This window comes from Parafrankia sp. EAN1pec (assembly GCF_000018005.1).
In the GTDB taxonomy this organism is placed as follows: domain Bacteria; phylum Actinomycetota; class Actinomycetes; order Frankiales; family Frankiaceae; genus Parafrankia; species Parafrankia soli.
In genome coordinates this window covers 6,591,635-6,615,153 of the sequence record NC_009921.1, presented here as the reverse complement: position 1 = coordinate 6,615,153, position 23,519 = coordinate 6,591,635, and the positions used below count along the sequence as shown (strand labels likewise).

Below are 23,519 nucleotides of genomic sequence, written 5' to 3'. Positions count from 1 at the left end.
CAATTGTCCTGACCTGTCGGTCGCGATCGGTCTCTGTTGGGGTACAGCGATGCCGCCGGGGCCCGGTGCGGGCGGCCGCGCTGTCCGGCCGAGTTGTCGGTGGGCCGCCGTAGGATGCGCGCGTCCTGCCGGTTCGCGGCCCAGGAGCGCCGATGCCCGAGTTCACAGGCTTCCCCGTCGAAGCGTTGATCTTCTTCGAGGGCCTCGAGGCCGACAACAGCAAGGCGTACTGGACGGATCATCGCGACACCTACGAGAAGGCCGTCCGGGCCCCGATGCTCGCCCTGCTCGACGCCCTCGAGCCGGAGTTCGGCGCACCGCACGTTTTCCGTCCGCACAGGGACGTTCGATTCTCGAAGGACAAGTCGCCCTACAAGACCGCCATTGGCGCCCACAGCGAGCGGGGTGGCTACGTCCAGGTCTCCGCACGCGGGCTGATGATCGCGGCCGGTTACTGGCAGACCGCGCCCGACCAGGTGGAGCGGCTGCGCGCCGCGGTCGCCGACGACCGGACGGGGCCGCGGCTCGAGGTGCTGGTGCGCGAGCTGCGGGAGGCGGGGTACGAGGTCTCGGGCACGACGCTCAAGACCCGGCCGCGGGGCTACGACGCGGATCATCCACGCATCGAGCTGCTGCGGCATCGGACCCTCACGGCGGCCCGTGACTTCGGTGAGCCGCCGTGGCTGGCCGAGCCGGAGTGCGCCGAGCACGTGGCGGCGGGCTGGCGGGAGACGCGCCGGCTGACCGGCTGGCTCGACGACCACGTCGGCGCGTCCCGCCTGCCCGCCGCCCGCCGCGGTTCCCGGTGAGCCCGCGCTGTCGATCAGAACGACCCGGGGTCACTCACCGAGGGCTCCCCGTGTGCACACGCGCCGAATCCGGGTGTGCACACGGGGCCGGTCGGCCGGGCTGCCGACCGATGCCTGGCCGGACTAGTTGACCGTCTGGAACCTCCACCCCTGGTCCTGGCGGAAGATGGGCGAGAGCGCCACCATCGGCGGATAGATGAGTGCCGGGTGCAGCCCGATGGTCAGGTCGCTGTCCACGGCTCCGATGACGAAGGAGCCCGGCCTGGGGCCCTGCTCGATCCGCCACTCGCGACGCTGCGGAAACGGGCGCACCAGCTCGAACGTGTCAGGGTCACCGTCGAAACCGAGGAAGAGCTGGTCGGACGTCTGCTGGATCGTGTATGTGTCATTATCCGTGCGTCGGACCTCCCATTCCTGGCCGCGTCCGTTCTCGGGCAGAATAACGCTGCGATCGCGGCCTTCCGCGGTGAGAAACTGATTGTTGTCAAGGCCGATCCGGTAAACGCCATCGGTAACCGTTGCCACGTTGTTCCCGCTTTCTGTCGTGGACCGTCGCTCGGTAATTCTGCCCGGCAACGCGGGAGTGGGCCGGTAGCGACGCACGCGAATCGCGGCATGGTTCCGAGCGGCCTGCCGAAAGGAGGTCAGACCGAGGCCACCGTCACATCGCCGGGGAAAATATGCGAACGGCTTTCATGCTCCACCGGGGTGACGGGCGCCCGTGTCGGTATTCGACTCCGGTTTCGTGGGGCTTGTTCCTCTCAGTGCGGGAAGGGGTGCGGATCCTCGGCGGTCCGTGACCTCGAGCACGACCTGCGTGGCGGTGGCGAGGCCGACGGGACGTCCGACGCCTCCGACCCGCAGGCTTACGGCGGCATCGATCAGGTGGCGCCCGGTGGGCAGCCCCGGACTGGTCAGCCGGATGACCGCGGCGTGCGCGGAGAGCTGCCCCTGGGCGCGGAGCACCGTCCCGCCCGGGTCGGTCCCGTGCTCGGCGCTCCCCGCGGCGCCGGGCGCGGCATCGCCGGGCCGGACACCTGCGACGGCGTGGTACTCCAGCGGCCCGGTGGGCAGCGGGCGGGCGGGGGCGAAGCCGACCGACAGTGCGACGGTGAACGGTTCCCCTGGGCGAGGCCCGGCGGGTTCGACCTGAACGCCGAGCCGCACAGGGAGCGGTTCCAACCCGCTGAGCGGTTCCGAGCTGCTGAGCGGTTCCAAGGCGGCGGGCGGGTCCAATGTGCTGAACGGGCCCGACATGTTGAGCGGGTCGGGGGCGCCGTCGGTGCCGAGTGCTGCCTGGCCGCCCGCGTCGCCGCCGGCCGGAGCCGTCGGGGCGAGCCGGCCGGCACGAGCCTCGATGAAGGCGATCACCTTGGACGGCTCCCAGCCCGGCCAGCGCATCGGGGTGTTCTCGCGTGCGTGCTGCACGCTGGTGCTGCGGACGCCGTCGCAGTCGAGGAGGAGGCGCACCACGAAGCTCTCCTCGCGCTGGGCCTCGTCGCTGTCAGGTGCCATCGGTGCCCTCCACGGTCCACCTCCATGAATGGGATCCCCGGGACGGGGAGGCCGCGCGCCACCGGCACGGGGCGCGCGGCCTCCGTCGGAGCGGGGTGGGCGCCCGGCGCGCCCGGTGACCTCCTAGGCGTAGATCTCGATGATCTTGGGCAGGGTGAAGACGGTGAGCGGGTAGTGGAGCAGGTTCCCGTTGTTGTTCAGCCTGAACGTGACGATGGCGCCGAGCTGGTAGACCCCGGCCGCCAGCGTGTTGGCAGGCACCGTGCGCTCGGTGTCGGCGCGGCGGTAGCCGAGCTGGCCGTGGGTCGTCGACTCGACCCGCGACGGGATCGGGTTCGCCGGGGCGGGGCTCCCCAGCCCGTTCACCCAGTACCGGACCGAATAGCGCAGAATTCCGACGAGGAGCCCGTTGAGGGCGCCGGCAAGGTCGAAGTCGATCCACACGGTGAACGGATCGCCGACTCTGATGATGTTGGTTGGCGCGACTCCGTTCGAGTCCTCGATCGACACGTAGTCGTCCGCGGTGATCTGCCCGACGGGCTCGCCTACCTGGGTCATTCGCTGGTTCCTCCTGAGATGTGGCCGCTGTTGACGGCAACGAATTCCGGGTTCGGATCCTGTCTACCCGCGGGCGATTAACGATCTTGCTCGGGTGGCTTAAGGGGGCGGTCAGGCCGGTTAATCGGCTGTACCGCGGGCTCGGCAGGGTGCGGTAACCGCTGCTCGCCCCCATTAACGCCTGCCGGGAACCCGGTTGGGATTCTCACCGGCCGCTGGTATTGGGGCTCGTGCCACCCGTGCCGCGGTGGCGGCCTCCCGGCGTGGTTGCGCGTAGCCGGGGTTCGCCGGCCGTCCACGGCTGAAGTGGTGGATTTGGTGGCGCTGTCCGCACGCCCGGCGCGGACCTCACCACTTCCTGACCGAACGGTGATATGGATGTGGATGTTCTTTCGTTGTCTTTACGGTGTCTTCACTGTCGGCTGCATGGGGGATGCATGCTCGCGGGCAAGGTGCTGGAACCTCTCGGAGCTGAGCCGGTGGCGGCGCATTCTTTGTTTGTCGACGCGGTGACCGGCGGCGTCACCGTGTTTGTCGCGCCACCCGGCACGCTGCTCACCGACGGGCTCGCGGCCGCGCTGGAGGCGGTCGGCCGGACACCGGTCTGGCTCCGGCTGGGCGTCGAGGACCGCGATCCGGCGACCTTCCTGGCAACGATGATCACCGCGGTGCGGCGCAGGGCCCCCGGGTTCGGCGCCACCCTGCTCACGCGGGTGCGGGCGTGGCCGGGCCCGGTGCACGGGTGGGACGACATCTTCCGGCGGCTCGGCGCGGAGCTGGCCGAGCGGCTCCCGCCCGACTCGGCGCTGGTCCTGGAGCATGCAGACCGGATCGATCCGCACGGGCCGTCGTTACGCCTCGCGTGCGGCCATGTTCTGGGCGCTCTGCCCGAGGCGACGCCCCGCGTCCTGATCGGCCACGACGCGCTCCCGAGCACCGAGGCGCTCGGGGACGCCCGCCGGCCGCCGGCCGAGCACGCCCGGCTGCACCCGTCGGAGGTGGAGCTCCCCGGCAGGCTCGGCCTCTGGCGGCGCCACGCGGGGGTGCTCCTCTGCCGGTCCGCCGCCCTCCGGCACGCTGTCGACTTCGTGTGCGCCACGATGCCGGAAGGTGATCTGGCGCGGGCCCTACGCGGCCGGACACTCGTCGGTGTGCTCACCGCGCTGGCCCGAGCAGTCCTCGCGGGAGCCACCGGTGCGGGCCGTCGCATGCTCGCGCGGCTGCTGCACGTCGAGTACATCGTCCCCGAGGCGGACCGGCATCAACTCGCCGAGGTGGCGGGACCATGGTTCCAGCCGTTGATCGGCGACTGGTCACGACTGCGCACCGTCTGGCGTGCGCCGCTGCTCGCCGCGCTGGCCGAGGACGCGTCGCTGGACCGCGAGACCCTGCGCGGCACCGCGCTCGAGCTTCTGCGGGCAGGTGCTCCGGAACGGGCGATCCCCATGCTGCTCGAGTTCGACGATCGCGCGGTGGCGGCGCGGGCGCTGGCCAGGGTCGCCGCCGACATGATCGCCGCCGGCCAGTGGGTGACAGTCGGCGGATGGCTGGACCAACTGCCGCCCGAGGCTGTCGAGGCGGAACCGGATCTGCTCGACGCGGCCGCGCACGTCGCCTCGGCCCGGGGCCAGCAGGACCCCGCCCGTCATCGGTCCCACGCGGCGGCCGCCGCGGTCTCCGAGACGGACCGGCTGGCCCGGCGGCTGGCGGACATCCGGCGGGACCGGCGCCTGCATGCCGAGGCCGAGGCCGCGCTCGCCCGGTCTGAGGACGAGACGACGGCGCTCCTGCACGCGCACATCGCGAGCGTGTCCGACGGCCCCGGCCCCAGGGCGCCGAGGGCCGACGGCGCCACGCCGGGCTCCGTGTCGTTCGGCCTGGTGCCGGGGCCCAGGCACCCGGGTCCGGAGGCGATCCGCCGGGTCGACTCGCCCACGGGTCCGCCCACGGGTCCGCCCGCGGGCCGGCTGAACGTGGGCGGACCCGTCCCCCCGGACGCGGCGGGGCGGGTGGAGATGGCCGTGCACGTGCTGGGGCCACTGTCGGTGATGGTGGACGGGCGGCCTGTGCGGGGGTGGGGGGCCCGGCCCCGGTCCCTGCTGGCTTACCTGGTGATCCACCGGGCGGACCTGCCCCCGCGAGAGGTCGTCACCGAGGCGCTGTGGCCCGGCGCGGACCTGCCCGCAGCGCGGAACAACATTCAGGTGGCCGTGTACGGCGCGCGGCGGGCCCTGCGTGAGGCCGTCGACCGGCAGGTCATCGTGTTCGAGCGCGGCGTGTACCGGCTGGCCTCCGACATCGCGGTGGCCGTCGACCTCGACGAGTTCGACGGCCATGTCCAGGCCGGGCAGCGGCTCGCCGGCGCGGGGCACGTCGAGCACGCCATCGCCGAGCTGGAGGCGGCGACCGCGCTGTACCGGGGCGACTTCCTCGCCGACGCGCGTTCCGAAGACTGGGCCGTGCTGCGCCGCGAACAGCTCAGGCTGGCCTACCTGGAGGCGCTGGACCGGCTCAGCTCGCTGTACCTGGAGACCAGGCAGTACTCGGTCTGCGCGCTGCTGTGCCGGCAGATCCTGGAACGCGACCCGTGCCGGGAGGACGCCCACCGCCGCCTCATGCGCTCCTACGCCCGGCAGGGGCAGCCGCACCTGGCGCTGTTGCAGTTCCGGACCTGCGCCGACGTCCTCGCCCGCGAGCTGCGCGTCGCGCCGGGACCGGCGACAGCGCGCCTGCACGAGCGGATCCGCCGGCACGAGCCCGTCTGAGCGTCGCCGCGCTCCGCTCTCCCGCCGCAGCGATGGCCGCGCCGCGCCGTGGGCCGGTCCGTTGTGGGTCAGTCCGTGGGCGTGGCGCTACACAGCGGGAGGATGTGTTCGCCGTACTTGGCCAGCTTGTTCTCGCCGACGCCGTTCACCGTCGCGAGCTCGGCGAGCGAGGAGGGCGCGCGGGTGGCGATCTCGCGCAGCGTCGCGTCATGGAAGATCACGTAGGCGGGAACGCCCTGTTCCTTGGCGGTGGCGCCCCGCCAGGCGCGCAGCCGTTCGAACAGCGGCGCCGCCTCCGCGGACAGTTCGACCGGCTCGGCCCGGCGTGCCTTCGTCGCCGAGGAGCTGGTGGCCTTCGCCGGTCGCTTCGGTTCGCGCCGCATGGAGACCGTCCGCTGCCCGCGCAGGACGTCCGCGCTCGCGTCGGTGAGGACGAGCGTTCCGTGCTCACCCTCGACGGCCAGCAGCCCCTGGGCCAGCAGCTGGCGGACCACGCCACGCCACTCGGCCTCGCTGAGCTCGGTGCCGATGCCGAAGACCGTCAGCGAGTCGTGGCCGTGCTGGTTGACCTTGGGTGTGCGCCGGCCCAGCAGGATGTCGACGATGTGGCCGGCGCCGAACTTCTGCCGGCGTTCCCGCTGCAGGCGCAGCACCGTCGACAGCAGCTTCTGGGCGGGCACGGTCGCCTCCCAGGACTGCTGCGGGTGCAGGCAGGCGTCGCAGTTGCCGCAGGCGCTCGACCCCTGCTGCCCGAAGTACGCCAGCAGGCCGACCCGGCGGCACTCGATGGTCTCGCACAGTGCGAGCATCGCGTCGAGGTGGGAGTTGAGCCGCCGGCGGTGCGTGGCGTCGCCGTCGGAGGCGTCGATGAGCCGGCGCTGCTGGACCACGTCCTGCAGGCCGTACGCGAGCCAGGCGGTGGAGCGCAGCCCGTCCCGGCCGGCGCGGCCGGTCTCCTGGTAATAGCCCTCTACCGACTTCGGTAGGTCGAGGTGGGCGACGAAGCGGACGTCCGGCTTGTCGATGCCCATCCCGAAGGCGATCGTGGCGACCATGACCAGGCCGTCCTCACGGAGGAAACGGGCTTGGTGCTCGGCGCGGACGCGTGCTTCGAGGCCGGCGTGGTAGGGCAGCGCGGCGATCCCGTTCGACACCAGGAACTCCGCGATCTTCTCGACCGACGCCCGGGACAGGCAGTACACGATGCCCGCGTCGCCGGGGTGCTCGGTGCGCAGGAGCTCCAGCAGCTGTGCCTTCGGGTCGTTCTTCGGCACGATGCGGTACTGGATGTTCGGCCGGTCGAAGTCGGCGACGAAATGGCGGGCGTTTCCCAGCCCGAGCCGGTTCGTGATCTCCTGGTGGGTCGCCGGGGTGGCGGTGGCGGTCAGTGCGACGCGCGGCACCTGCGGCCAGTGCTGGTGCAGCTCGGAGAGCAGGAGGTAGTCGGGCCGGAAGTCGTGCCCCCACTGCGCGACGCAGTGCGCCTCGTCGATCGCGAACAGCGCGATCTCGCCCTGGTCGAGGAGCTCGATCGTCGCGCGTACCCGCAGCCGCTCGGGGGCCAGGTAGAGCAGGTCGAGCTCGCCGGCGAGGAACGCGGACTCCACCGCGCGGCGCTCGTCGGCCTGCTGGGTGGAGTTGAGGAACCCCGCCCGGACCCCGAGCGCCAGCAACGCGTCGACCTGGTCCTGCATCAGCGCGATGAGCGGGGAGATGACGACGCCGGTGCCAGGCCGGACGAGCGCCGGGATCTGGTAGCACAGCGACTTGCCGCCGCCGGTCGGCATGAGGACCAGCGCGTCGCCACCGCCGACGACGTGATCGATGATCTCCTGCTGGCCGTCGCGGAAGGACTCGTAGCCGAAGACGCGGCGGAGCACTTCCACGGCGTCACGCGGGACGCGAACCGAGGGCGAGGTCACCGCGCCACTGTAGAAGGCCTCACGGGACGAGGGTGACGCGAGTTCGCGCCTGTGGACAACCCGTTCCCGACCCGCCCGTTGTCCCCAGCGGGGAACCGGCTCAGGCTGACGAACGGATCACCAGCTCCGTCGGCAGGATCACCGACGCCGTGTCGCCGGTGGGATCGGCGATGCGCCGCAGGAGCTGGTGCACCATCTCCGCGCCGAGCCGCTCCACCGGCTGGCGGACGGTCGTCAGCGGCGGGTCCGCGTAGACCGCCGGCGCCGCGTCGTCGAAGCCGACGACGGCGACGTCGTCGGGAACCCGCCGCCCGGCGGCCCGCAGCGCGCGCAGCACGCCGAGGGCCATCAGGTCGGAGGCTGCGAACACCGCGTCGATCGTCGGGTGCTCCGCCAGCAGCCGGGCCGCCGCCGCCTGGCCGCTGGCCTCGGTGAAGTCGCCGGTCTCGACCCGGGTGGCCGAGGCCGGCAGGTTCGCGTCGCGGGCCGCCTGCGTGTAGCCGGCCAGGCGGTCGACGCCCACGCTCATGTCCACCGGCCCGGCGACGGTCGCCAACTCGCGGCGGCCCGTCGCGACGAGATGGCGCACGGCCTGCCGGGCGCCGCCCACGTTGTCGGCGTCGACCGAGTCGACCGGGTCGCCGGTGAGTAGCCGTCCCGCCATCACCAGTGGGACCCCGGCGCCCGAGACCGACATCGGCATGATGTCGTCCCCGTGCAGGGAGATCAGGAGCACTCCGTCGACGTGGCCGTTGCCGACGTAGCGCAGCGCCCGGTCGCGCTGCCGGTCACCCTGCACCTGTAACAGGACGAGCTGGAGCTGGGTGACGCTCAGCGCCTGGTTCACTCCGCGCAGCACGCTGGCGAAGAACGGGTCGGCGAACACCGTGTCGGGCCGCTCGTGCACGATCAGCACGATCGTGTCCGTCCGCCTGGTCACCAGGCTGCGGGCGGCCTGGTTCGGCACGTAGCCGAGCTCGGCGATCGCCCTGGTGACCGCGGCGTGCGCCGCGGGGGAGACGCGGAGCGACCCGTTCACCACCCGGGAGACCGTCGCCCGCGACACCCCCGCCAGCTCGGCGACGGCCTCCAGCGTCGGCGCCTGGCGGGTCCGGGCCGGTGGCTCCGGCGTCACCGCGTCCCGCTTGCCGCGCGGTGCTCCCGGATCAGCCGCGAGTACCACAGCCCGCTGGACTTCGGCGTGCGCACCAGGGACTCGAAGTCGACGTGCACGATGCCGAACCTCATCCGGTACCCCTCGGCCCACTCGAAGTTGTCCAGCAACGACCACACGAAGTATCCCCGAACGTCGACCCCGTCCTCGGACGCCTGCCGGACGGCGTCGAGGTGACCCGCCAGGTAACGCACCCGCAGCGGGTCGTGCACCGTCCCGTCCGGGGACACCTCGTCGTCGTAGGCCGCGCCGTTCTCGTGGATGTAGAACGGGACCCCCGGATAGTCCGCGCCGAGCCGGCGCAGCAGGGCCAGGAAGCTGCGCGGCCGTACCGGCCAGCCCAGCGCCGTCACGTCCTCGCTCGTGGGCACCCTCGTGACGTTCCCCGCGCCGGCGAAGGGGGTCGGTTTCGGGGACGGGTCCGGCCCGGGCGCGACGATGTGCGGCGCGTAGTAGTTCACCCCGATCCAGTCCACCGGCTGCGCGATGACGGCGAGATCACCGTCCTGGGCGGGCAGCTCGGCGCCGGCCCGGGCGAAGTCGGCGATCACGTCGGACGGGTACGTGCCGTGCAGGACGGGATCGAGCCAGAGCCGGATCTGCTGCCCGTCGACGAGCCGCACGGCGTCGCCCGCCCCGCCGGCGTCCGGCGGCGGTTCCGCCGGAATCAGGTTGAGGGTGATGCCGACGTCCGCCGCGCCGTGCGCCCGCAGCACGGCCGTGCCGAGACCGTGGGCCAGCAGCAGGTGGTGGACGGCCCGGACGGCGGCCCCGGCGTCCCGCACCCCGGGGGCGTGCCGCCCGGTCAGGTGTCCCTCGAAGGCCGAGCACCAGGGCTCGTTCAGGGTCGACCAGTGCCGGACCCGGTCGCCGAGCGCGCTGACGACGTGTTCGGTGTAGTCGGCGAAGCGCAGCGCCGTGTCGCGGTTCGGCCAGCCGCCGGCGTCCTGCAGCGGCTGTGGCAGATCCCAGTGGTAGAGCGTCAGCCACGGGTCGATCCCGGCGGCGAGGATCTCGTCGACGAGCCGGTCGTAGAAGGCCAGCCCGTCGGGGTTCACGGCCCCCGACCCGGCCGGGACGATCCTCGGCCAGGCGACCGAGAACCGGTACGCGCCCAGGCCGAGGCCGGCCATGAGGGCGACGTCCTCGCGGTAGCGGTGCAGGTGGTCGGCGGCGACGTCGCCGTTCTCGCCGTTCGCGGTCATGCCGGGGGTGCGGGCGAAGACGTCCCAGATCGACGGCCCGCGGCCGCCCTCCCGGGCGCCGCCCTCGATCTGGTACGCGGAGGTGGCGGCACCCCACACGAATCCGGTGGGCAGGCCGGTCGCGATCCGGGCCGCGAGCTCGTCGGCTCCCGGCGACGGCTCGGGCGCCGGTACTCCGGTGGCCGCTGTCGTGTCCGTCGCCGGGACGGGGCTGGTAGTCAACCTTTCAACGCGCCTTCCATGATTCCGCCGATGATCTGGCGGCCGAACAGGGCGAATACGACGAGGACGGGGAGCGTGCCGAGCGCGGTGCCGGCGAGGACGAGGGTGTTGTCCCGGTAGTGGCCCGCGGCCAGCGTGCTGAGGGCGACCTGGACGGTCGGGTTCTCCGAGTTCAGGACGATCAGCGGCCACATGAAGTCGTTCCAGGCCTGCATGAACGTGAGCAGGCCGAGCACGGCCAGGCCGGGGCGCAGCGCCGGCAGCGCGACGTGCCAGTACAGCCGCAGCGTGCCGCAGCCATCCATGCGTCCGGCGTCGAGCAGCTCGTCCGGCACGGCCTGGATGACGTTCTGCCGCATGAACACGACCCCGAACGCGGTCACCGCGGTAGGCAGGATCACCGCGACGAGATGGTTCGCCCAGCCGAACTCCTGCATCTCCAGGTAGAGCGGGATGATCCCGAGCTGCATCGGGACCATCATGGTGGCGATCACGGTGAGCAGCAGCGCGCCGTGGCCGCGGAAGGTCAGCTTCGCGAACGCGAAGCCGGCCGCCGAACAGAACAACAGCGTGCTGACGGTGATCGACCCCGCGACGATGAGGGAGTTCAGCAGGGCCTTGCCGAAGTTCACCGTGTCGAACACCCGGGCGGCGTTCTCGAAGAAGTGCCCGCCGGGCAGGAAGGGTGGCGGCAGCTGCCCGACCGCGTCGTTCGTCCGGGACGGGATCATGAACGTCCAGTACACCGGGAACGCGGAGACGAACAGGGCCAGGAGCAGGAACGGATAGCGCAGCGGGCCGGAGCGTTCGCCCGGGGTGCGGGAGAAGGCGGTCACCGGGAACCCCCTTTCAGCCGGGAGCCGCCGCGGGTGACGAGGTAGGCGAGCGCGGCGAACACCACGGTCACCAGGAACATCACCCAGGCGATGGCGGAGCCGTAGCCGAAGTTGTGCAGTCGGAAGCTCTCCTCGTAGAGCAGGAGGGCCAGGGTCTGGAACTGGTGGCTGTTGCCGCCGGAGACGCTGCCCGGCGAGGTGTCGAACAGCAGCGGCTCGGTGAAGAGCTGGATCTGGCCGATGACGGAGACCAGCGCGGTGAAGGCGATGGTCGGCCGCAACGCGGGCAGTGTGATGTGCCAGAGCTGCCGCCAGGTTCCGGCGCCGTCCATCGCCGCGGCCTCGAAATGCTCCTTCGGGATCGCCTGCATCGCGGCCAGATAGATGAGCGCGTTGTAGCCGGTCCACCGCCAGATGACCATCGACGAGATGGCTATCTTCGACGTCCACTCGCCGGCCTGCCAGTTGACCGGGTCCAGGCCGACCTCGTCCAGTAGCCAGGTGACGAGGCCGAACTGGCGGCCGAAGATCTGGCTGAACACGATTGTCACCGCGACGATGGACGTGATGTTGGGCAGCAGCACGCCCATCCGGAACAGGGTCCGCCCGCGCAGCCTCGCGTTGAGGATGTGCGCGAGTATCAGCGCCAGCGCCAGCTGGGGAACCGACGACATCGCCATCAGCAGGAAGGTGTTGCCGACCGCGTTCCAGAAGAAGTCGTCGGAGAGCAGGTCAGCGTAGTTCCGTAGCCCGACGAACCGCTCGGCGCCGGGGTGGAGCATGTCCCGGTCGGTGAGCGAGATCCAGGCGGTGTACAGCATCGGGAAAAGGCCGAAGGCCGCGAATATCGCGAAGAACGGCGCGATGAGCCCGTAGGGAACCGCCGCGCTTGCCACCCGCCGCAGCACGGAGCGTGCGGTGCGTGGGGTGCGGTCGCCCCCAGGCGTCCGCCGCCGGGGTGGGGCGGGGTCGGCCGCGGGTGCCGGGGTTGCGATCGTCATCGCCGGATCTCCCTCCTGCCGAGCTCAGCGGGCCGCGCGTTCCGCTTCGTCGACCGATTCCCGGAACGCGGCGTCGGGGGCCTGGTCCTCCTGCTCGATGCGCTGGATTCCGTGTTCCATCGCCTGCCGCACGGCGCCGTGCTTCGCGCCCTGGTACTGCGGCGCCAGCTTGATCGCCGATTCACCGAAGATCCGGCCGGTGGGGGCGTCGTCGAAGAACGGGTTGGTGAACGACTGCACCGCGGGATCCTTGATCGCCCCGAGACTGGAGGGGAAGTTGCCCGTCTCGGTGAAGATGCGGGTCTGCTGTGCCGGGGCGGTCAGGAACGAGACCAGCTCGTAGGCCAGGTCCTGGTGATCGCTCTGCGCCGGGATGGTCAGCCAGGAGCCGCCCCAGTTGCCGCTCCCGCCCGGGATGGCGGCGATGTTCCACTTGCCGGCCGTGTCCGGCGCGTTCTCCTTGATGTAGCCCTGCATCCAGGCCGGGCAGGTGATCGTCGCGAAGGTGCCCGCCTTCATGGCGGTCACCCATTCGTCCTCGAACGCGACCAGCCCGGCGGACTGGCCGTCTGCGATGGCCTGCGCGGTCGCGTCGAAGGCGGCTTTGACCTGCGGATTCGAACCGACGATCAAGTTGGGTGTGCCGGTGGCGTAGTAGCTCTCGTCGAACTGGAAGACCTGCGCGTTGTAGATGTTGGTGCCGGCGTCGAAGAACTTCGGGCCGGTGTTCTTCGCGGTGAAGGTGCGCCCGGTCTTGAAGTAGTCGTCCCAGCTCGGCCAGAGCGCGCTGACCGCTGCCGGGTCGGTCGGCAGCCCGGCGGCGGCGAACAGGTCGGTGCGGTAGCACATCGCGAGCCCGCCGACGTCGGTTCCCAGGCCGATCTGGGTCTTCCCGTCGGCCGACAGCGATCCGGCCCACTTGAACTCGGGATAGTCGGCCTGCCGGTCGCCCGCTCCCAGGTCGAGCAGGTTGACGAACTGCTCCGGAGCGGCCTTCAACTGCGCCATGAAGCCTTCGTCGACCGCCTCGACGTCGGCGGCTCCGGACCCGGCCGCGAGGTGGTTGACCAGGTTGTTGTGGTGGTCGTTGTACTCGCTGACGGTCTCGACGATCTCGATGTCGGGGTGGCTCGCCTCGAACTCCCGGTACAGATCCGTGTATCCGAAGACGCCGAACGTGTTGATGGTGAGCTTGGTCTTCCCTCCGTCGTCACCGCAGGCGCTGGTCAGTAACGCCATGGCCAGGACGGCCGTCCCGGCCATGGCCGCGTGGCGACCTCGTCGTGCCCTCATGAAGCCCTCCCTCTGGCTTCACACCCACCGCGCTGATCGCGTGTGAGCGCTCTCATGGCTTCGAAACTGTGAACGGACATGACGGGACTGTCAAGGGTTGATGACCCTCAGATAAATAGACTCCGAAGAGTGTTCGACGGACTCCGTAAAGGAGTCGAAAACCGTCCCGGATGAGGGTCTGGACGGCCGGCGCGGATCATGCGAACCTGGCCGGACGGCGCCATGACGCGGGCATCGGGAACTCCCTCTCCCGAATGCCCGCCACGGCCGGTCGGGCGCCGCACGCACACCCGTCCGACGCGTCCGGAATTCCGCGCCCGGAATTCCGCACGTCGGGGCGGCTGACACGTCCGGCACAGGTGCCGCAGGGAAGAGGGAGCCCCATGTCCACGATCGAGTTCCGCGACGTCACGCTCACCTACGATGTCCGGCCGATACTCGACAACCTCAGCCTCGTGATCGGGGACGGCGAGTTCCTCGTCCTCGTCGGTCCCTCCGGCAGCGGCAAGACGACGGCGCTGCGGATCGTCGCCGGCCTGCTCGCGCCCACCGCGGGCCAGGTCCTCGTCGGCGGCCGGGACGTCACCCGGGTGGCGCCGGCCGACCGTGACCTCGCGATGGTCTTCCAGAGCTACGCCCTGTACCCGCACATGACCGTGCGTCGCAACATGGAGTTCGGCCTGAAGCTCGCCGGGGTCGACCGGCGGGAACGCGACAGCAGAGTGGCCGCGGCGGCCGAGACGCTCGGCCTGACCGAGCTCCTCGACCGGCGGCCGCGGGCGCTGTCCGGCGGCCAGCGCCAGCGTGTCGCGATGGGGCGTGCGCTCGTCCGTCAGCCGCGGGCGTTCCTGATGGACGAGCCGCTGTCGAACCTGGACGCCAAGCTGCGGGTGCGGGTCCGCGCGGAGATCGCTCGCATCCAGCGCTCGCTGGGCACCACCACGCTCTACGTGACCCACGACCAGACCGAGGCGATGACGATGGCCGACCGGGTCGCCGTCCTGCACGACGGGCGGCTGCAGCAGGTCGGCACGCCCGATGACCTGTTCAACCGCCCGGCGAACGTCTTCGTCGCCGCGTTCATCGGCAGCCCGCCGGCCAACCTCGTCCCCGGCCGGCTGGTCTCAGAGGATCATGCCGTCGCGCTGCGGGTCGGCGACCAGACCCTCGTGCTGCCAGTGGACGTCGCCGCCGGGCTCACCCCGTCGGCCGGCACCGAGGTGATCGTCGGCGTGCGGCCGCATGACGTCCAGATCGAGCCGCCGCCGGGACCAGCCCTGATCCTCGACGTCGACGTCGACCTTGTGGAGCGGCTCGGCACCGAGACTCTCGCCCACGGCGAGATGGTGACGGGTGCCCTCACCGGGAGCGCGGCGCGGGCGGCGATCGCGCTCGCCGCCGGCGACGACGAGCTCACCGGCCGGGAGTCCGGCCAGGAGGCCGGTGATGAATCCGGGCGCGCGCCCGGCGGCCGTCCGGGGACATCCCGTTTCACCGCCGCGCTGAGCCCGCGGACCGACGTCACCGCCGCCGGGCGGCTCCGGCTGTACGCCGCGGCGGACCGGCTCCACCTGTTCGACGCCGATACGGGCGCGACGCTGCGCCCCGCGCCCGCCGCCCTCGCCGCCGCCTGAGGAGCGCCGCCCGCCCTCCTGTCGGGCCGTGGCCGGCGGGCGGTGCGGTGGGCGGGATCAGTGCTGGTGGTCCGGGACAGTCGCCTCGGGATGGTCGCGGAGCCAGGCGATGTTGGCCTGGCTCTCGTCGTCGACCGGGGTGTAGATGACCATTCGGGTGCCGGGCAGGGCTGTGAGGTCCAGGTTCGTGGAGCGGGTCGCGATGTCCCCGACCGCCGGATAGTGGAACACCTTGTCGCAGGGCCGCGGCGGGGCCACGTCGTGCGTCGCCCACAGCCGGGCGAACTCGGCGCTCGCCGCGCACAGCCGCTGGACGAACTCCTGCCAGCCCGGGTCGTCCATGTGCTGGCTGTACCGGTACCGGAAGATCGCGACGTGCTCGGGTGCCTGTTCGTCCAGGTTCACCAGCGGGTTGCAGCAGCGCGGGGTCGTGAACGCGAACCAGATCGAGTTCCGTGCGAGGGCGGAGGCGTTCACGAGGATGGGGAAGAGCACGGCATAGGTGGCGTTCCAGCTCAGCAGGTCGGAACGCGCGTTGACCAGGCACGCGGGCAGCGGGTCCAGGCTGTCGAGGATGGTGCGCATGTCCCGCGGCAGAGCCGGCGCCTCGTCGGTGGCGGGCTGCGGCCCGGGCGTGTCGGCCAGGCGGTAGAGGTGCTCGCGCTCGGCGGCGTCGAGCCGCAGCGTGCGCGCCACCGCGTCCAGCACCTGCGGGCTGGCGTTGATCGGACGGCCCTGCTCCAGCCAGGTGTACCAGGTGATGCCCACGCCCGCGAGCTGGGCGACCTCCTCCCGGCGCAGGCCCGGCGTGCGGCGGCGGGGCCCCGGCGGCATGCCGACCTCGTCGGGGGTGATGCGCTCCCGCCGACTGCGCAGGAACGAGGCCAGCTCCGGCCGGCGCCGCCCGTCCCGCGAGCCGGCCGTCGCCCGCGAGCCGGCCGTCGTCGGGCCCGCCTGCGCCGGGCGTACGTTACGGACCGCCGCGGCCGGAAGGGCATGGGACTGCGTCATCGTCACGGCCACCAGCTTGTCCTCTGTGCGGCGCCGGTGCCAGGTGCTGCGAGTACCAGTATCGACAGGCTCTCGTTACCAGTATCCGGACCGCCCCATGCTGAGGCTCATGGTCGAAGCAACACACACCTCTCGGACGCGGGCACCACATCCCGCCGCTGAGCGCCCGGCGGCCGGCGGAGCCCTGCTGGCCGTCATCCTCCTCGGCCAGTTCATGGCCATCCTGGACGTCAGCATCGTCAACGTGGCGCTGCCGACGTTGCGGACGGATCTGGACGTCTCCGGCGCCGGGCTACAGCTGATCGTCGCCGGCTACGTCCTCTCCTACGCGGTTCTGCTGATCACCGGTGCGCGGCTGGGCGGCATGCTCGGGCACCGGCGCGTGTTCAACACCGGGCTCGCCGGGTTCACCGTGGCCTCGCTGGCCTGCGGCCTGGCACCCGGCACGTCCTCACTGATCGCCTTTCGGTTCCTGCAGGGGGTCAGCGCCGCGTTGATGACCCCCCAGGTCATGAGCCTGATCCAGCGCAATTTCGCCGGTGCCGCGCGGATGCGGGCGCTCGGCTACTTCTCCGCGGTGATCGCGGGAGGCGTCGTCGTCGGCCAGGCCGCCGGCGGGCTGCTCGTCAGCGCGAACCTGTTCGACGCCGGCTGGCGGACCGTCTTCCTGGTGAACGTGCCGATCGGGGTGCTGCTGCTCGTCGTCGGCCCGCGGGTCATGCCCTCGGACGAGGGGCGCGCGGGGGTCGACCTCGACCTTCCCGGCCTGCTCGTTCTCAGCGCGGCGGTGCTGCTCTTCGTGATGCCGCTGATCCTCGGTCACGAGCTGGGCTGGCCGGCCTGGACGGCCGTGTCGCTGGCGGCGAGTGTCGTCCTGTTCGTGGTCTTCGTCCTGGTGGAGCGGGGCGTCGCGGCCCGCGGGCGACGTCCGCTGATCTCGGGACGGGTGCTGCGCGCGCCCGGGCTGCTACCCGCCGCCGGCACGCTGCTGCTCGGGCCGGCGTCGTGGGCCGGGTTCCTGTTCACCACCACCCTGCACCTGCAGGGCGACCTGGGGATGAGTCCGCTGCGCTCCGGGCTGGCGTTCGTCCCGTGCGTCGTCGCGTTCGCCGCGGTCGGGCTGAGCTGGCAGCGCCTGCCGTCCAGCTGGCACGCGAACCTGATCCCGGTCGGGCTGGCGTTCGCCGCCGTCTCGTATCTGTTCCTCGGGCCGCTGGCCGGCGGCGGCGCGCGCTACGAGATCCTCACCGCGTTGATCGGCCTGGGACTCGGCGTGATGTCGATCATCATCTCGGTGACGCTCGAACACGTCCCGGTCGAGGACGCGGCCGACGCCAGCGGCCTGCTGCTGACCCTGATGCAGCTCGGCCAGGTCATCGGCATCGCCACGGTCGGCACGGTGTTCCTGACCACCGCCGCCGACGGCGGCTCGACCCGCGACGCGGAGTACAGCACCGGCTGGGCGCTCGCGGCGGTCGCGTTCGTCGCGGCGGCGAGTGCCCTCCTGCTCGCCCGGCGTCGCGGGCGGCAGCTGAGAGTGGTCGTTCCCGTCCAGGCACACGACGTCGATCCGGACCGTGCGGATCAGGTGATCGTGGCCGCTCCCACAGTGCCGACCGGCGTCTAACCCGCGGCCGGGAGGTCGCCCTGCAGGATCGCCAGCCACCCGGCTGTGTGTACGGCCCTGACCTGGTCGCGGGGGGCGTTGCCGGTGTGGCCGAGGGTGCGGGCCAGCCAGAATCGGCCCTCGGTGAACCGTCCGTCGGCCACCCAGTAGCGGTGCAGCGACCGGGCCGGTGTCAGACCGTCGGTGGTCTCACCCGCGCTGGAGCAGTACTCCAGCGCGAGCTGGAGGTTGGCGTGATCGAGACGTAGGCGGCTGAGCCACGACTGCTGCCCGGGCCCGGTCCACTCCTGGTTCCGCGCCGGGTTCGTACGTGAGAATTGACTTGTCGACCAGGGAGAAGATCAGATCCAGCAGGGGCTCGGCGAAACGCTCGTCCCCACATATCCCCTCGGCGGCGTCGAGCTCGAAACCGCCGTCGACGCAGGTACGCAGTGTGCGTTGACGATCGGCGAAGCGCCGGCTCGCGTCGTGCCCGTGTCGGGTACCGGGAGCGGAGAGACCATGTAGACCGTCTCACCGGCGACCCGCAGCGACTCCCGGCTCGTCGCCAGGACGTGCAGATTGGGGCAGGCGCCCAGCAGGATGTCGGTCAGCTCGGCGCAGGTGTCCACCAGATGCTCGCAGTTGTCCAGTAACAGCAGAATGCGTCTCGATGATGTTCCGGCACACCGCCACGGGCACACCGGTGGGGGACCGGCAGGAGCGGGCCGCCGGTCTACCGGTTCTGCCGATCCGACGGCGCGAGCCCGCGTACGCTGAAAGGGACTACATGCTCACGCCGTTTGACGACTATCCGGTTCACCAGATCGCATTGCCTGTCGCGCACGCGTTCGGTCTCTATCCCAATCGTGGGATTATCGACGCCGCCTTCAGTGTGGTTCACGACGGTGTGTAGCGGTCGGTGTTCGCGTCGGGGCGCATCCCGTTGGACCGGACCCGGACGAGCATCGGCCCGATCTCGGTGGAGATCGTCGAGCCGCTTCGGGTCAACCGCATCCTGGTCGACGCCGCGGAACACGGGCTGGTCGCCGACCTCACCGCCACCGCCCGTACGCCGGCTCACGAGGAGCCGCGGGCCACGCAGTATGACGGGACCGAGCTCCGCACCGACTCCACCCGGGCCACCCAGATGGTGACCTGGACCGCTCTGCCGCAGGTGTTCTTCCTGCGGGCGCCGCTGAACTTCGCCGACGAGTGCCTGCACTACGTGGTGATGGAGAACGAGGCGGGGCAGCCCTGGCTGGAGCGCACCGCGGTGCTGCCCGTGCTCGGCGAGGAATCACCGGTCTTCGGAATGGGGACACGGCCGATGGCACGACGAACTTGCCGTGGGTGGCGAGACCTTCAAGGTGGCGGAACTGGACACCATTGCTCCCGACTGTGTGCACGTTCAGCAGGTCGTACGCGCGGTCTGGGGTGACCGAATCGGACTCGGCGTGCTGGAGCAGCTCGTCATCGGACCCTACGAACCAGGTGGATTCCGCGGCATGCTCGACGGCGCGCCGGAATGATCCATCGATGCCCCAGTCCGCACCGTCCACGATCACACCCCCAAAGAAGATCGCAGAATGAGATTCATCCCCGACCGCTTACGCATCGGGAGACGGCGCCGAAGTCCGCCGTCACGCTGGGGCCGGTCTCCCTGCTGGGTGACGAGGCGCCGCACCGTGACGCATCGATGGAGTGGTGGTACTTCACCGGGCACCTGCAGGGAAAGGACATCTTCGGGAAATCCCATGAGTATGGGTTCGAGATGACCATGATCCGTATGGATGCGCTGGGGACCGAGCCGGTCTCGGCGATCTGGAACGGGCATATCGCGATCAGCGACATCACCCGCCAGACCTTCAAGCAGGACGAGGCCACCTACTCGCTCCAGCCTGACGTCGTCCCGGCCGGTGGCGGCTTCAACAATACCGTCGGCCTGTACCACATGGACGGCAAGAACGGTGTCAACCATCTTTCGGGTGGCTTCGCGGACCTCGGCTACGCGGGCATCAACCTCACCCTCCGCCAGACGCAGCCGGCCGTTCTTCACGGGAATGCCGGCGTCATTCCCTACGCGCCGTTCGGCCAGTCCGGCTACTACTCCCAGACCAACCTCAAGGCGAGTGGAACGCTTCTGGACCACGGCGTGCTCGTGAACGTCACCGGCACCGCACCACCACGAACCTCGCCCCCGGCACCATCTCCTCGACGCACCTCGACCGTGACCGGCACCATAAGCGGTGCGAACATCACCGGTAAGGCGTACGCCGAGCTGACTCCGTCCATCACGCTTCCGACCCGCGGATCTGTGTGACAGGGAATCCTGGACGCGCTCAACCTCTGATCACACCCAGAGAGACGATGTCGCCACCGTCGCGGAAGCGGCGGTGGCGACATCCTTGATTCCGGGCCGAGACGACCGGTGCTCAGAGCCGGGTGATGGTGGCCAGCCAGGACGGGATCGCGCTCGGCCCGATGGTGATCTCGATCTCGGCCGGTTCGACGGAGTCGACCCGCCAGCCGTCGGTGAAACCGGCTCGGATCTCGTGCTGGCTGACCCGGCGTGGTCCGGTCTCCCCGGGAACCTGATCATTGAAGCAGAGCATGAAATAGCGGCCGCCGCTGGCGATCGTGGCCCCGAGGGCCGCGATGAAACGGGTGCGGTCGCCGTCGGTGAAGACGTGGAACAGGCCGCAGTCGAGCACCGTGTCGAACCTCTCGTCAAGGGCGACCAGCTCCAGCGCGTCCCAGACCAGGAACCGAGCCGAGATGCCCCGGTCGGCCGCTTTGGCATCGGCACGGGCGATGGCTGCCGCGGCGGTGTCGACGCCGGTGGCCTCCAGGCCGCGACCGGCGGCCATCAGAGTGTGTTCCCCGGTGCCGCAGCCCACGTCGAGCACCCGGCCGCGGATCAGCCCCGCCTCGGCGAGGGCCTCGAACGCAGGCTGGGGGCGGCCGATGTCCCAGGGCGGTGTCCCCTGGTAGAACGCGTCGAAGTCAGCCGGATGTCGCGGCCGCAGCGGAATGGGCACGCCGTCCGGACCGTTCGCGATGGCCATGCGCAGCGGTCCTCCTCGGTGTTCGGGAGCGGTGCTTGTGCGCCTGGGACGGCGACGATGGTCACTGTGAATAACCCATCCATCGCTCCTGGCGTCCACCCAGACTACGGTGCTTGCCCTGGGAGCACCCGCTGGCCGCAGCTGCCCAGGGCGGCCGCGCACCGGTCCAGGGCCAGATTAAGATCATCGCTGTGCGCAGGGTACTGGTGGTGGGGGCGTCCGGGGCCGGGAAGTCGACACTCGCCCGAAACATGGCGGAACGCCTGAAAGTGCCACACGTCGAGCTTGACGCGCTGTACCACGGCCCGGGCTGGGTGCCCCGCCCCGCCTTCCGGGCCGACGTCGACGAGATCACCGGCGCCCCCGGCTGGATCGTCGACGGCAACTACGCGGCCGTGCGCGAGCTCCTGTGGGCCCGGGCGGACACGGTCGTCTGGTTGGACCTGCCGCGCTGGCTGGTCGAATGGCAGGTCGTGACGAGGACGGCCCGCCGGATCGTGTGCCGGACCACGCTGTGGAACGGCAACCGGGAACGCTGGCGTGAGCTGCCGCGGGCCTCGCATCCGATCCGCTGGGGGTGGCGCAAGCATGGTGAGTACCGGACGCGCTACGGCGCCCGCTTCGCGGATCCGCTCAACGGCGGGAAGGAGCTGGTCCGGTTGCGTAGCCGCCGGGAGGTCCGCCGCTGGGTCGCCGCACTGCCACCGGCGCCCCTCGACCGGACTGCACGATGAGACCTGAATCCCGAAACAGACCTGGCCCCTGGGACGAAACAGACTGAGCCCCTGGGACCTTGCGGGTCCCAGGGGCTCAGTCTTCAGGAGTCAGCGACATATTTGATCACAACAGCCCCGCGGGTACACGGGCGCGGCCGCGTCGGCCCATGATTGGCCGACCTACTCCCGAACCGACCGCTGGCGATCGGCGGCAGTAGTCCCCGCGCAGTAGTTCCCGCGGTCTGTACGTGAACTGTCTGCCCAAGTCAGAGGTACCGCCGGACTGTTGGGTATGCCCACCAACTATGTCAAACGCACGAATCCTCGCGCGCCCCCGCGTCCGAAAACCGCACTTTACGAACAGCAGGGTTGAATACGTTCAAGTCTTGAAATGATCGCGATGGCGACGTGGGCCGGTTGCCACGCAGCTACGCGACCGAGCTTGTCGGACCCCTACAAAAGCTGAGGTTCTAGCCCCAAGACGAGCTGGCTTCTATCTACTTGTGCTAGCTGAGGGGCTGCACCTTGGCGGCCTGCGGCCCCTTCTGTCCCTGCTCGATGTCGAAGGACACGCGCTGCCCCTCTTCGAGCGACTTGTAGCCGTCACCCACGATGGACGAGAAGTGGGCGAAGACGTCGGGCCCTCCGCCGTCCACTGAGATGAAGCCGAAGCCCTTCTCGGCGTTGAACCACTTGACAGTACCTTCTGACACGGTCGCTCCTCGCTCGCTTGCTGCGGTACACCCACGTGGTGTCCCGAATCTGCGCGGTGATCTCCAACTTCTGATCACCGGTGATGCCATCCTGAAGGTGACCGGCGGCACCCAAATAGAAGAGCAACGGACCCACCGTACACCTTGATCGCGAGTGTGTCGCCTGCGGCCGATCGCGGACAGGAAGCGGCCGGCGGGTCGTGTGCTCCGTGCGTGGCCGGATGCGCGTGCGTGGCCGGATGCGACCGGGTGGGCGTCGGACCCGCGCACGCCCGGATGACCATCACCGCGCCTGTGGGGCATACGCGTAGCATGCTGTTGTGACAGCCGATGACCTGTGGAGTACCGCGGACATCGCCCGTCGGCTGGGCATCTCGGCGGATCGTGCCCGGCGGCTGTGTGCTCGTGATGATTTTCCCGAGCCGGTCCGGTCCGTGCCCTTTTTCGACCTGTGGCGGGCCGGCGACGTCGAGGCCTGGCTCCTGGAGGGCCGGCCCACGGACTGACCGTCCCGGCACCGTCATCGCCCCGAACACGGGCCACACGAGGGCTACACGGCACACCGCGACGTCGACACGCGCCAACCTGGCTCAGATGGGTCAGGGGATCGCGTTCGGCTGAATCCGTGCAGGACGGATAAGTCATTACCAGCTGACGACACCAGCTGACAACACCAGATGACAACCAAGCCTTGAAATCAAGCCTTGAAACGTGAAAAACGCGGGCCGCGTGCCCGAGGGGCAGCGGCGTCCACCTGGGAAGGCTTCAGGCGCCCGGCTCGAGCGCGGAGATGTACGTGCCGGGGTGCGTGGCGCCGTCCTGCCGCAGGACGGGTCCGCGCGTCCACGGGACCGACAGCGAGTCCCGCTCGTCCGGCGGGGTCAGGACGAGGGTGACCGGAGTGAAGACAGGGTTGCCGGTGCCGTCGCCGGGGTCTGTCGGCAGGTAGGCCAGCGTCGCGTGTGCCCGCTCGCCGGGCGCCAGGACGACCCGCGTGGGATTGACGAGGGTGGACCGCACGAGGTCCCAGGTGTCTCCGGTCGCCGACCGCAGCTGCGCGCCGGGGTGCCCGTACAGGGCACAGTCGGCCGCGGAACGGTTGGCGAAGATCACGTGAAGCTGTTGCTGGCCTGTGCCCTCCGCGGGCGCCGCGTCCAGCGACGCGGCGAGTCCCGCCGCCGTGCATCGCGCGACCGCGGCGGACGGCTCCGCGCCGTCCCGCGGATCGGCTCCGGCAGCCGCGCCGGATTCGCCTGATCCGACCGACCCGCCGGGCGAGACCGCGGCCCCGGGCGAGACCCTGGTGCCGGGTGAGATCGCGGGGGAGCCCGCCGTCGTGCCGGCCGAATCGCCGCACGACGCGGGAAGGACGGCCACGACCAGCACGAGACCGATCGTCCACCTGCGGTGCACCACACCTGACGGCCGTCGCACACGTCCTCCATGAGGATCGAGGGCCCCGCGCCGGCAC

The 23,519-nt window shown here is 70.7% G+C and carries 24 protein-coding genes; 9 read left to right on the top strand and 15 right to left on the bottom strand.

Features of this window, described 5'->3' with window-relative positions:
- Positions 1 to 152 precede the first annotated feature (152 nt).
- Positions 153 to 809: a DUF2461 domain-containing protein gene (locus tag FRANEAN1_RS26970; protein WP_020462932.1), complete on the top strand. Its 657-nt coding sequence runs from the start codon at positions 153 to 155 to the stop codon at positions 807 to 809.
- A 123-nt stretch (positions 810 to 932) separates the two neighbouring features.
- Here FRANEAN1_RS26970 and FRANEAN1_RS26965 read toward each other — a convergent pair whose 3' ends face one another.
- The 3 genes from FRANEAN1_RS26965 to FRANEAN1_RS26955 form a co-directional block, all read right to left on the bottom strand.
- Entirely contained in the window at positions 933 to 1,412 is a 480-nt protein-coding gene (locus tag FRANEAN1_RS26965; RefSeq protein ID WP_347176776.1) for a hypothetical protein, read from the bottom strand.
- 90 nt (positions 1,413 to 1,502) lie between these two features.
- The gene (locus FRANEAN1_RS26960; protein ID WP_020462930.1) at positions 1,503 to 2,324 is read right to left on the bottom strand and encodes a hypothetical protein; all 822 of its coding nucleotides are present in this window, start codon (positions 2,322 to 2,324) and stop codon (positions 1,503 to 1,505) included.
- Between the two features lie 123 nt (positions 2,325 to 2,447).
- On the bottom strand, positions 2,448 to 2,882 hold the full coding sequence (locus FRANEAN1_RS26955; protein ID WP_020462929.1) for a hypothetical protein: 435 nt from the start codon (positions 2,880 to 2,882) through the stop codon (positions 2,448 to 2,450).
- Positions 2,883 to 3,319: 437 nt separating this feature from the next.
- Here FRANEAN1_RS26955 and FRANEAN1_RS26950 point away from each other — a divergent pair, with 437 nt between their 5' ends.
- Positions 3,320 to 5,647: a BTAD domain-containing putative transcriptional regulator gene (locus FRANEAN1_RS26950; RefSeq protein WP_020462928.1), complete on the top strand. Its 2,328-nt coding sequence runs from the start codon at positions 3,320 to 3,322 to the stop codon at positions 5,645 to 5,647.
- A 68-nt stretch (positions 5,648 to 5,715) separates the two neighbouring features.
- Here the strand turns inward: FRANEAN1_RS26950 and recQ are convergent, their stop codons facing one another.
- The 6 genes from recQ to FRANEAN1_RS26920 all read right to left on the bottom strand — a co-directional run bounded on the left by recQ (position 5,716) and on the right by FRANEAN1_RS26920 (position 13,300).
- Positions 5,716 to 7,569, bottom strand: coding sequence for a DNA helicase RecQ (recQ, locus tag FRANEAN1_RS26945; RefSeq protein WP_049795771.1), 1,854 nt, complete (start codon positions 7,567 to 7,569; stop codon positions 5,716 to 5,718).
- A gap of 100 nt (positions 7,570 to 7,669) precedes the next feature.
- Positions 7,670 to 8,704, bottom strand: a complete 1,035-nt coding sequence (locus tag FRANEAN1_RS26940) for a LacI family DNA-binding transcriptional regulator (protein ID WP_020462926.1) — start codon at positions 8,702 to 8,704, stop codon at positions 7,670 to 7,672.
- Positions 8,701 to 10,170 carry a GH1 family beta-glucosidase gene (locus FRANEAN1_RS26935; RefSeq protein WP_020462925.1) on the bottom strand — a complete coding sequence of 490 codons (1,470 nt, stop codon included), beginning with the start codon at positions 10,168 to 10,170 and terminating at the stop codon, positions 8,701 to 8,703. Before FRANEAN1_RS26935 ends, FRANEAN1_RS26940 begins: the two co-directional genes overlap by 4 nt.
- Positions 10,167 to 11,006: a carbohydrate ABC transporter permease gene (locus FRANEAN1_RS26930; RefSeq protein ID WP_020462924.1), complete on the bottom strand. Its 840-nt coding sequence runs from the start codon at positions 11,004 to 11,006 to the stop codon at positions 10,167 to 10,169. The genes FRANEAN1_RS26935 and FRANEAN1_RS26930 overlap by 4 nt, the downstream gene beginning before the upstream one ends.
- Positions 11,003 to 12,007, bottom strand: a complete 1,005-nt coding sequence (locus FRANEAN1_RS26925) for a sugar ABC transporter permease (RefSeq protein ID WP_020462923.1) — start codon at positions 12,005 to 12,007, stop codon at positions 11,003 to 11,005. Before FRANEAN1_RS26925 ends, FRANEAN1_RS26930 begins: the two co-directional genes overlap by 4 nt.
- A 24-nt stretch (positions 12,008 to 12,031) precedes the next feature.
- Positions 12,032 to 13,300 (bottom strand): extracellular solute-binding protein, encoded by a 1,269-nt coding sequence (locus FRANEAN1_RS26920; RefSeq protein WP_020462922.1) that lies wholly within the window; start codon positions 13,298 to 13,300, stop codon positions 12,032 to 12,034.
- Positions 13,301 to 13,683: 383 nt separating this feature from the next.
- Here FRANEAN1_RS26920 and FRANEAN1_RS26915 point away from each other — a divergent pair, with 383 nt between their 5' ends.
- Positions 13,684 to 14,934 carry an ATP-binding cassette domain-containing protein gene (locus tag FRANEAN1_RS26915; protein ID WP_020462921.1) on the top strand — a complete coding sequence of 417 codons (1,251 nt, stop codon included), beginning with the start codon at positions 13,684 to 13,686 and terminating at the stop codon, positions 14,932 to 14,934.
- 57 nt (positions 14,935 to 14,991) lie between these two features.
- Here the strand turns inward: FRANEAN1_RS26915 and FRANEAN1_RS26910 are convergent, their stop codons facing one another.
- A complete protein-coding gene (locus FRANEAN1_RS26910) occupies positions 14,992 to 15,945 on the bottom strand; it encodes a helix-turn-helix transcriptional regulator (RefSeq protein WP_020462920.1) in 954 nt (317 codons plus the stop codon).
- 97 nt (positions 15,946 to 16,042) lie between these two features.
- Between FRANEAN1_RS26910 and FRANEAN1_RS26905 the strand changes: the two genes are divergently transcribed.
- Complete coding sequence (locus tag FRANEAN1_RS26905) at positions 16,043 to 17,572, top strand: MFS transporter (protein WP_347176775.1); 1,530 nt, start codon at positions 16,043 to 16,045, stop codon at positions 17,570 to 17,572.
- On the opposite strand, the gene FRANEAN1_RS41575 is transcribed toward FRANEAN1_RS26905, so the two are convergent.
- The gene (locus FRANEAN1_RS41575; protein ID WP_020462918.1) at positions 17,569 to 17,715 is read right to left on the bottom strand and encodes a hypothetical protein; all 147 of its coding nucleotides are present in this window, start codon (positions 17,713 to 17,715) and stop codon (positions 17,569 to 17,571) included. The two genes, FRANEAN1_RS26905 and FRANEAN1_RS41575, sit on opposite strands and share 4 nt — an antisense overlap.
- Positions 17,716 to 17,913: 198 nt before the next feature.
- Positions 17,914 to 18,183, bottom strand: coding sequence for a hypothetical protein (locus FRANEAN1_RS26900; RefSeq protein ID WP_041254840.1), 270 nt, complete (start codon positions 18,181 to 18,183; stop codon positions 17,914 to 17,916).
- Between the two features lie 41 nt (positions 18,184 to 18,224).
- Here FRANEAN1_RS26900 and FRANEAN1_RS44095 point away from each other — a divergent pair, with 41 nt between their 5' ends.
- The 3 genes from FRANEAN1_RS44095 (at position 18,225) to FRANEAN1_RS26890 (ending at position 19,874) form a co-directional block, all read left to right on the top strand.
- Complete coding sequence (locus FRANEAN1_RS44095) at positions 18,225 to 18,467, top strand: hypothetical protein (RefSeq protein ID WP_347176774.1); 243 nt, start codon at positions 18,225 to 18,227, stop codon at positions 18,465 to 18,467.
- A 6-nt stretch (positions 18,468 to 18,473) separates the two neighbouring features.
- Positions 18,474 to 18,992 (top strand): hypothetical protein, encoded by a 519-nt coding sequence (locus FRANEAN1_RS26895; protein WP_020462916.1) that lies wholly within the window; start codon positions 18,474 to 18,476, stop codon positions 18,990 to 18,992.
- 87 nt (positions 18,993 to 19,079) lie between these two features.
- Entirely contained in the window at positions 19,080 to 19,874 is a 795-nt protein-coding gene (locus FRANEAN1_RS26890; protein WP_020462915.1) for a carotenoid 1,2-hydratase, read from the top strand.
- 112 nt (positions 19,875 to 19,986) lie between these two features.
- Here the strand turns inward: FRANEAN1_RS26890 and FRANEAN1_RS26885 are convergent, their stop codons facing one another.
- Positions 19,987 to 20,619 (bottom strand): class I SAM-dependent methyltransferase, encoded by a 633-nt coding sequence (locus FRANEAN1_RS26885; protein ID WP_020462914.1) that lies wholly within the window; start codon positions 20,617 to 20,619, stop codon positions 19,987 to 19,989.
- A 191-nt stretch (positions 20,620 to 20,810) separates the two neighbouring features.
- On the opposite strand from FRANEAN1_RS26885, the gene FRANEAN1_RS26880 reads away from it, so the two are divergent.
- Positions 20,811 to 21,353 carry an AAA family ATPase gene (locus tag FRANEAN1_RS26880; RefSeq protein ID WP_041256579.1) on the top strand — a complete coding sequence of 181 codons (543 nt, stop codon included), beginning with the start codon at positions 20,811 to 20,813 and terminating at the stop codon, positions 21,351 to 21,353.
- Positions 21,354 to 21,841: 488 nt separating this feature from the next.
- On the opposite strand, the gene FRANEAN1_RS26875 is transcribed toward FRANEAN1_RS26880, so the two are convergent.
- Positions 21,842 to 22,048 (bottom strand): cold-shock protein, encoded by a 207-nt coding sequence (locus FRANEAN1_RS26875; RefSeq protein ID WP_018502733.1) that lies wholly within the window; start codon positions 22,046 to 22,048, stop codon positions 21,842 to 21,844.
- A 320-nt stretch (positions 22,049 to 22,368) separates the two neighbouring features.
- Here FRANEAN1_RS26875 and FRANEAN1_RS26870 point away from each other — a divergent pair, with 320 nt between their 5' ends.
- On the top strand, positions 22,369 to 22,554 hold the full coding sequence (locus FRANEAN1_RS26870) for a hypothetical protein (protein ID WP_020462911.1): 186 nt from the start codon (positions 22,369 to 22,371) through the stop codon (positions 22,552 to 22,554).
- Between the two features lie 259 nt (positions 22,555 to 22,813).
- Here FRANEAN1_RS26870 and FRANEAN1_RS26865 read toward each other — a convergent pair whose 3' ends face one another.
- The gene (locus FRANEAN1_RS26865; RefSeq protein WP_020462910.1) at positions 22,814 to 23,482 is read right to left on the bottom strand and encodes a DUF4232 domain-containing protein; all 669 of its coding nucleotides are present in this window, start codon (positions 23,480 to 23,482) and stop codon (positions 22,814 to 22,816) included.
- Positions 23,483 to 23,519 lie beyond the last annotated feature (37 nt).

What these genes read in the sequence shown, in the direction of transcription:
- FRANEAN1_RS26970 (WP_020462932.1), top strand. Translation starts at nt 153, where the DNA reads ATGCCCGAGTTCACAGGCTTCCCCGTCGAAGCGTTGATCTTCTTCGAG.
- FRANEAN1_RS26960 (WP_020462930.1), bottom strand. Translation starts at nt 2,324, where the DNA reads ATGGCACCTGACAGCGACGAGGCCCAGCGCGAGGAGAGCTTCGTGGTG.
- FRANEAN1_RS26955 (WP_020462929.1), bottom strand. Translation starts at nt 2,882, where the DNA reads ATGACCCAGGTAGGCGAGCCCGTCGGGCAGATCACCGCGGACGACTAC.
- FRANEAN1_RS26950 (WP_020462928.1), top strand. Translation starts at nt 3,320, where the DNA reads ATGCTCGCGGGCAAGGTGCTGGAACCTCTCGGAGCTGAGCCGGTGGCG.
- FRANEAN1_RS26925 (WP_020462923.1), bottom strand. Translation starts at nt 12,007, where the DNA reads ATGACGATCGCAACCCCGGCACCCGCGGCCGACCCCGCCCCACCCCGG.
- FRANEAN1_RS26920 (WP_020462922.1), bottom strand. Translation starts at nt 13,300, where the DNA reads ATGAGGGCACGACGAGGTCGCCACGCGGCCATGGCCGGGACGGCCGTC.
- FRANEAN1_RS26915 (WP_020462921.1), top strand. Translation starts at nt 13,684, where the DNA reads ATGTCCACGATCGAGTTCCGCGACGTCACGCTCACCTACGATGTCCGG.
- FRANEAN1_RS26910 (WP_020462920.1), bottom strand. Translation starts at nt 15,945, where the DNA reads ATGACGCAGTCCCATGCCCTTCCGGCCGCGGCGGTCCGTAACGTACGC.
- FRANEAN1_RS26905 (WP_347176775.1), top strand. Translation starts at nt 16,043, where the DNA reads ATGCTGAGGCTCATGGTCGAAGCAACACACACCTCTCGGACGCGGGCA.
- FRANEAN1_RS44095 (WP_347176774.1), top strand. Translation starts at nt 18,225, where the DNA reads ATGATGTTCCGGCACACCGCCACGGGCACACCGGTGGGGGACCGGCAG.
- FRANEAN1_RS26890 (WP_020462915.1), top strand. Translation starts at nt 19,080, where the DNA reads ATGATCCATCGATGCCCCAGTCCGCACCGTCCACGATCACACCCCCAA.
- FRANEAN1_RS26885 (WP_020462914.1), bottom strand. Translation starts at nt 20,619, where the DNA reads ATGGCCATCGCGAACGGTCCGGACGGCGTGCCCATTCCGCTGCGGCCG.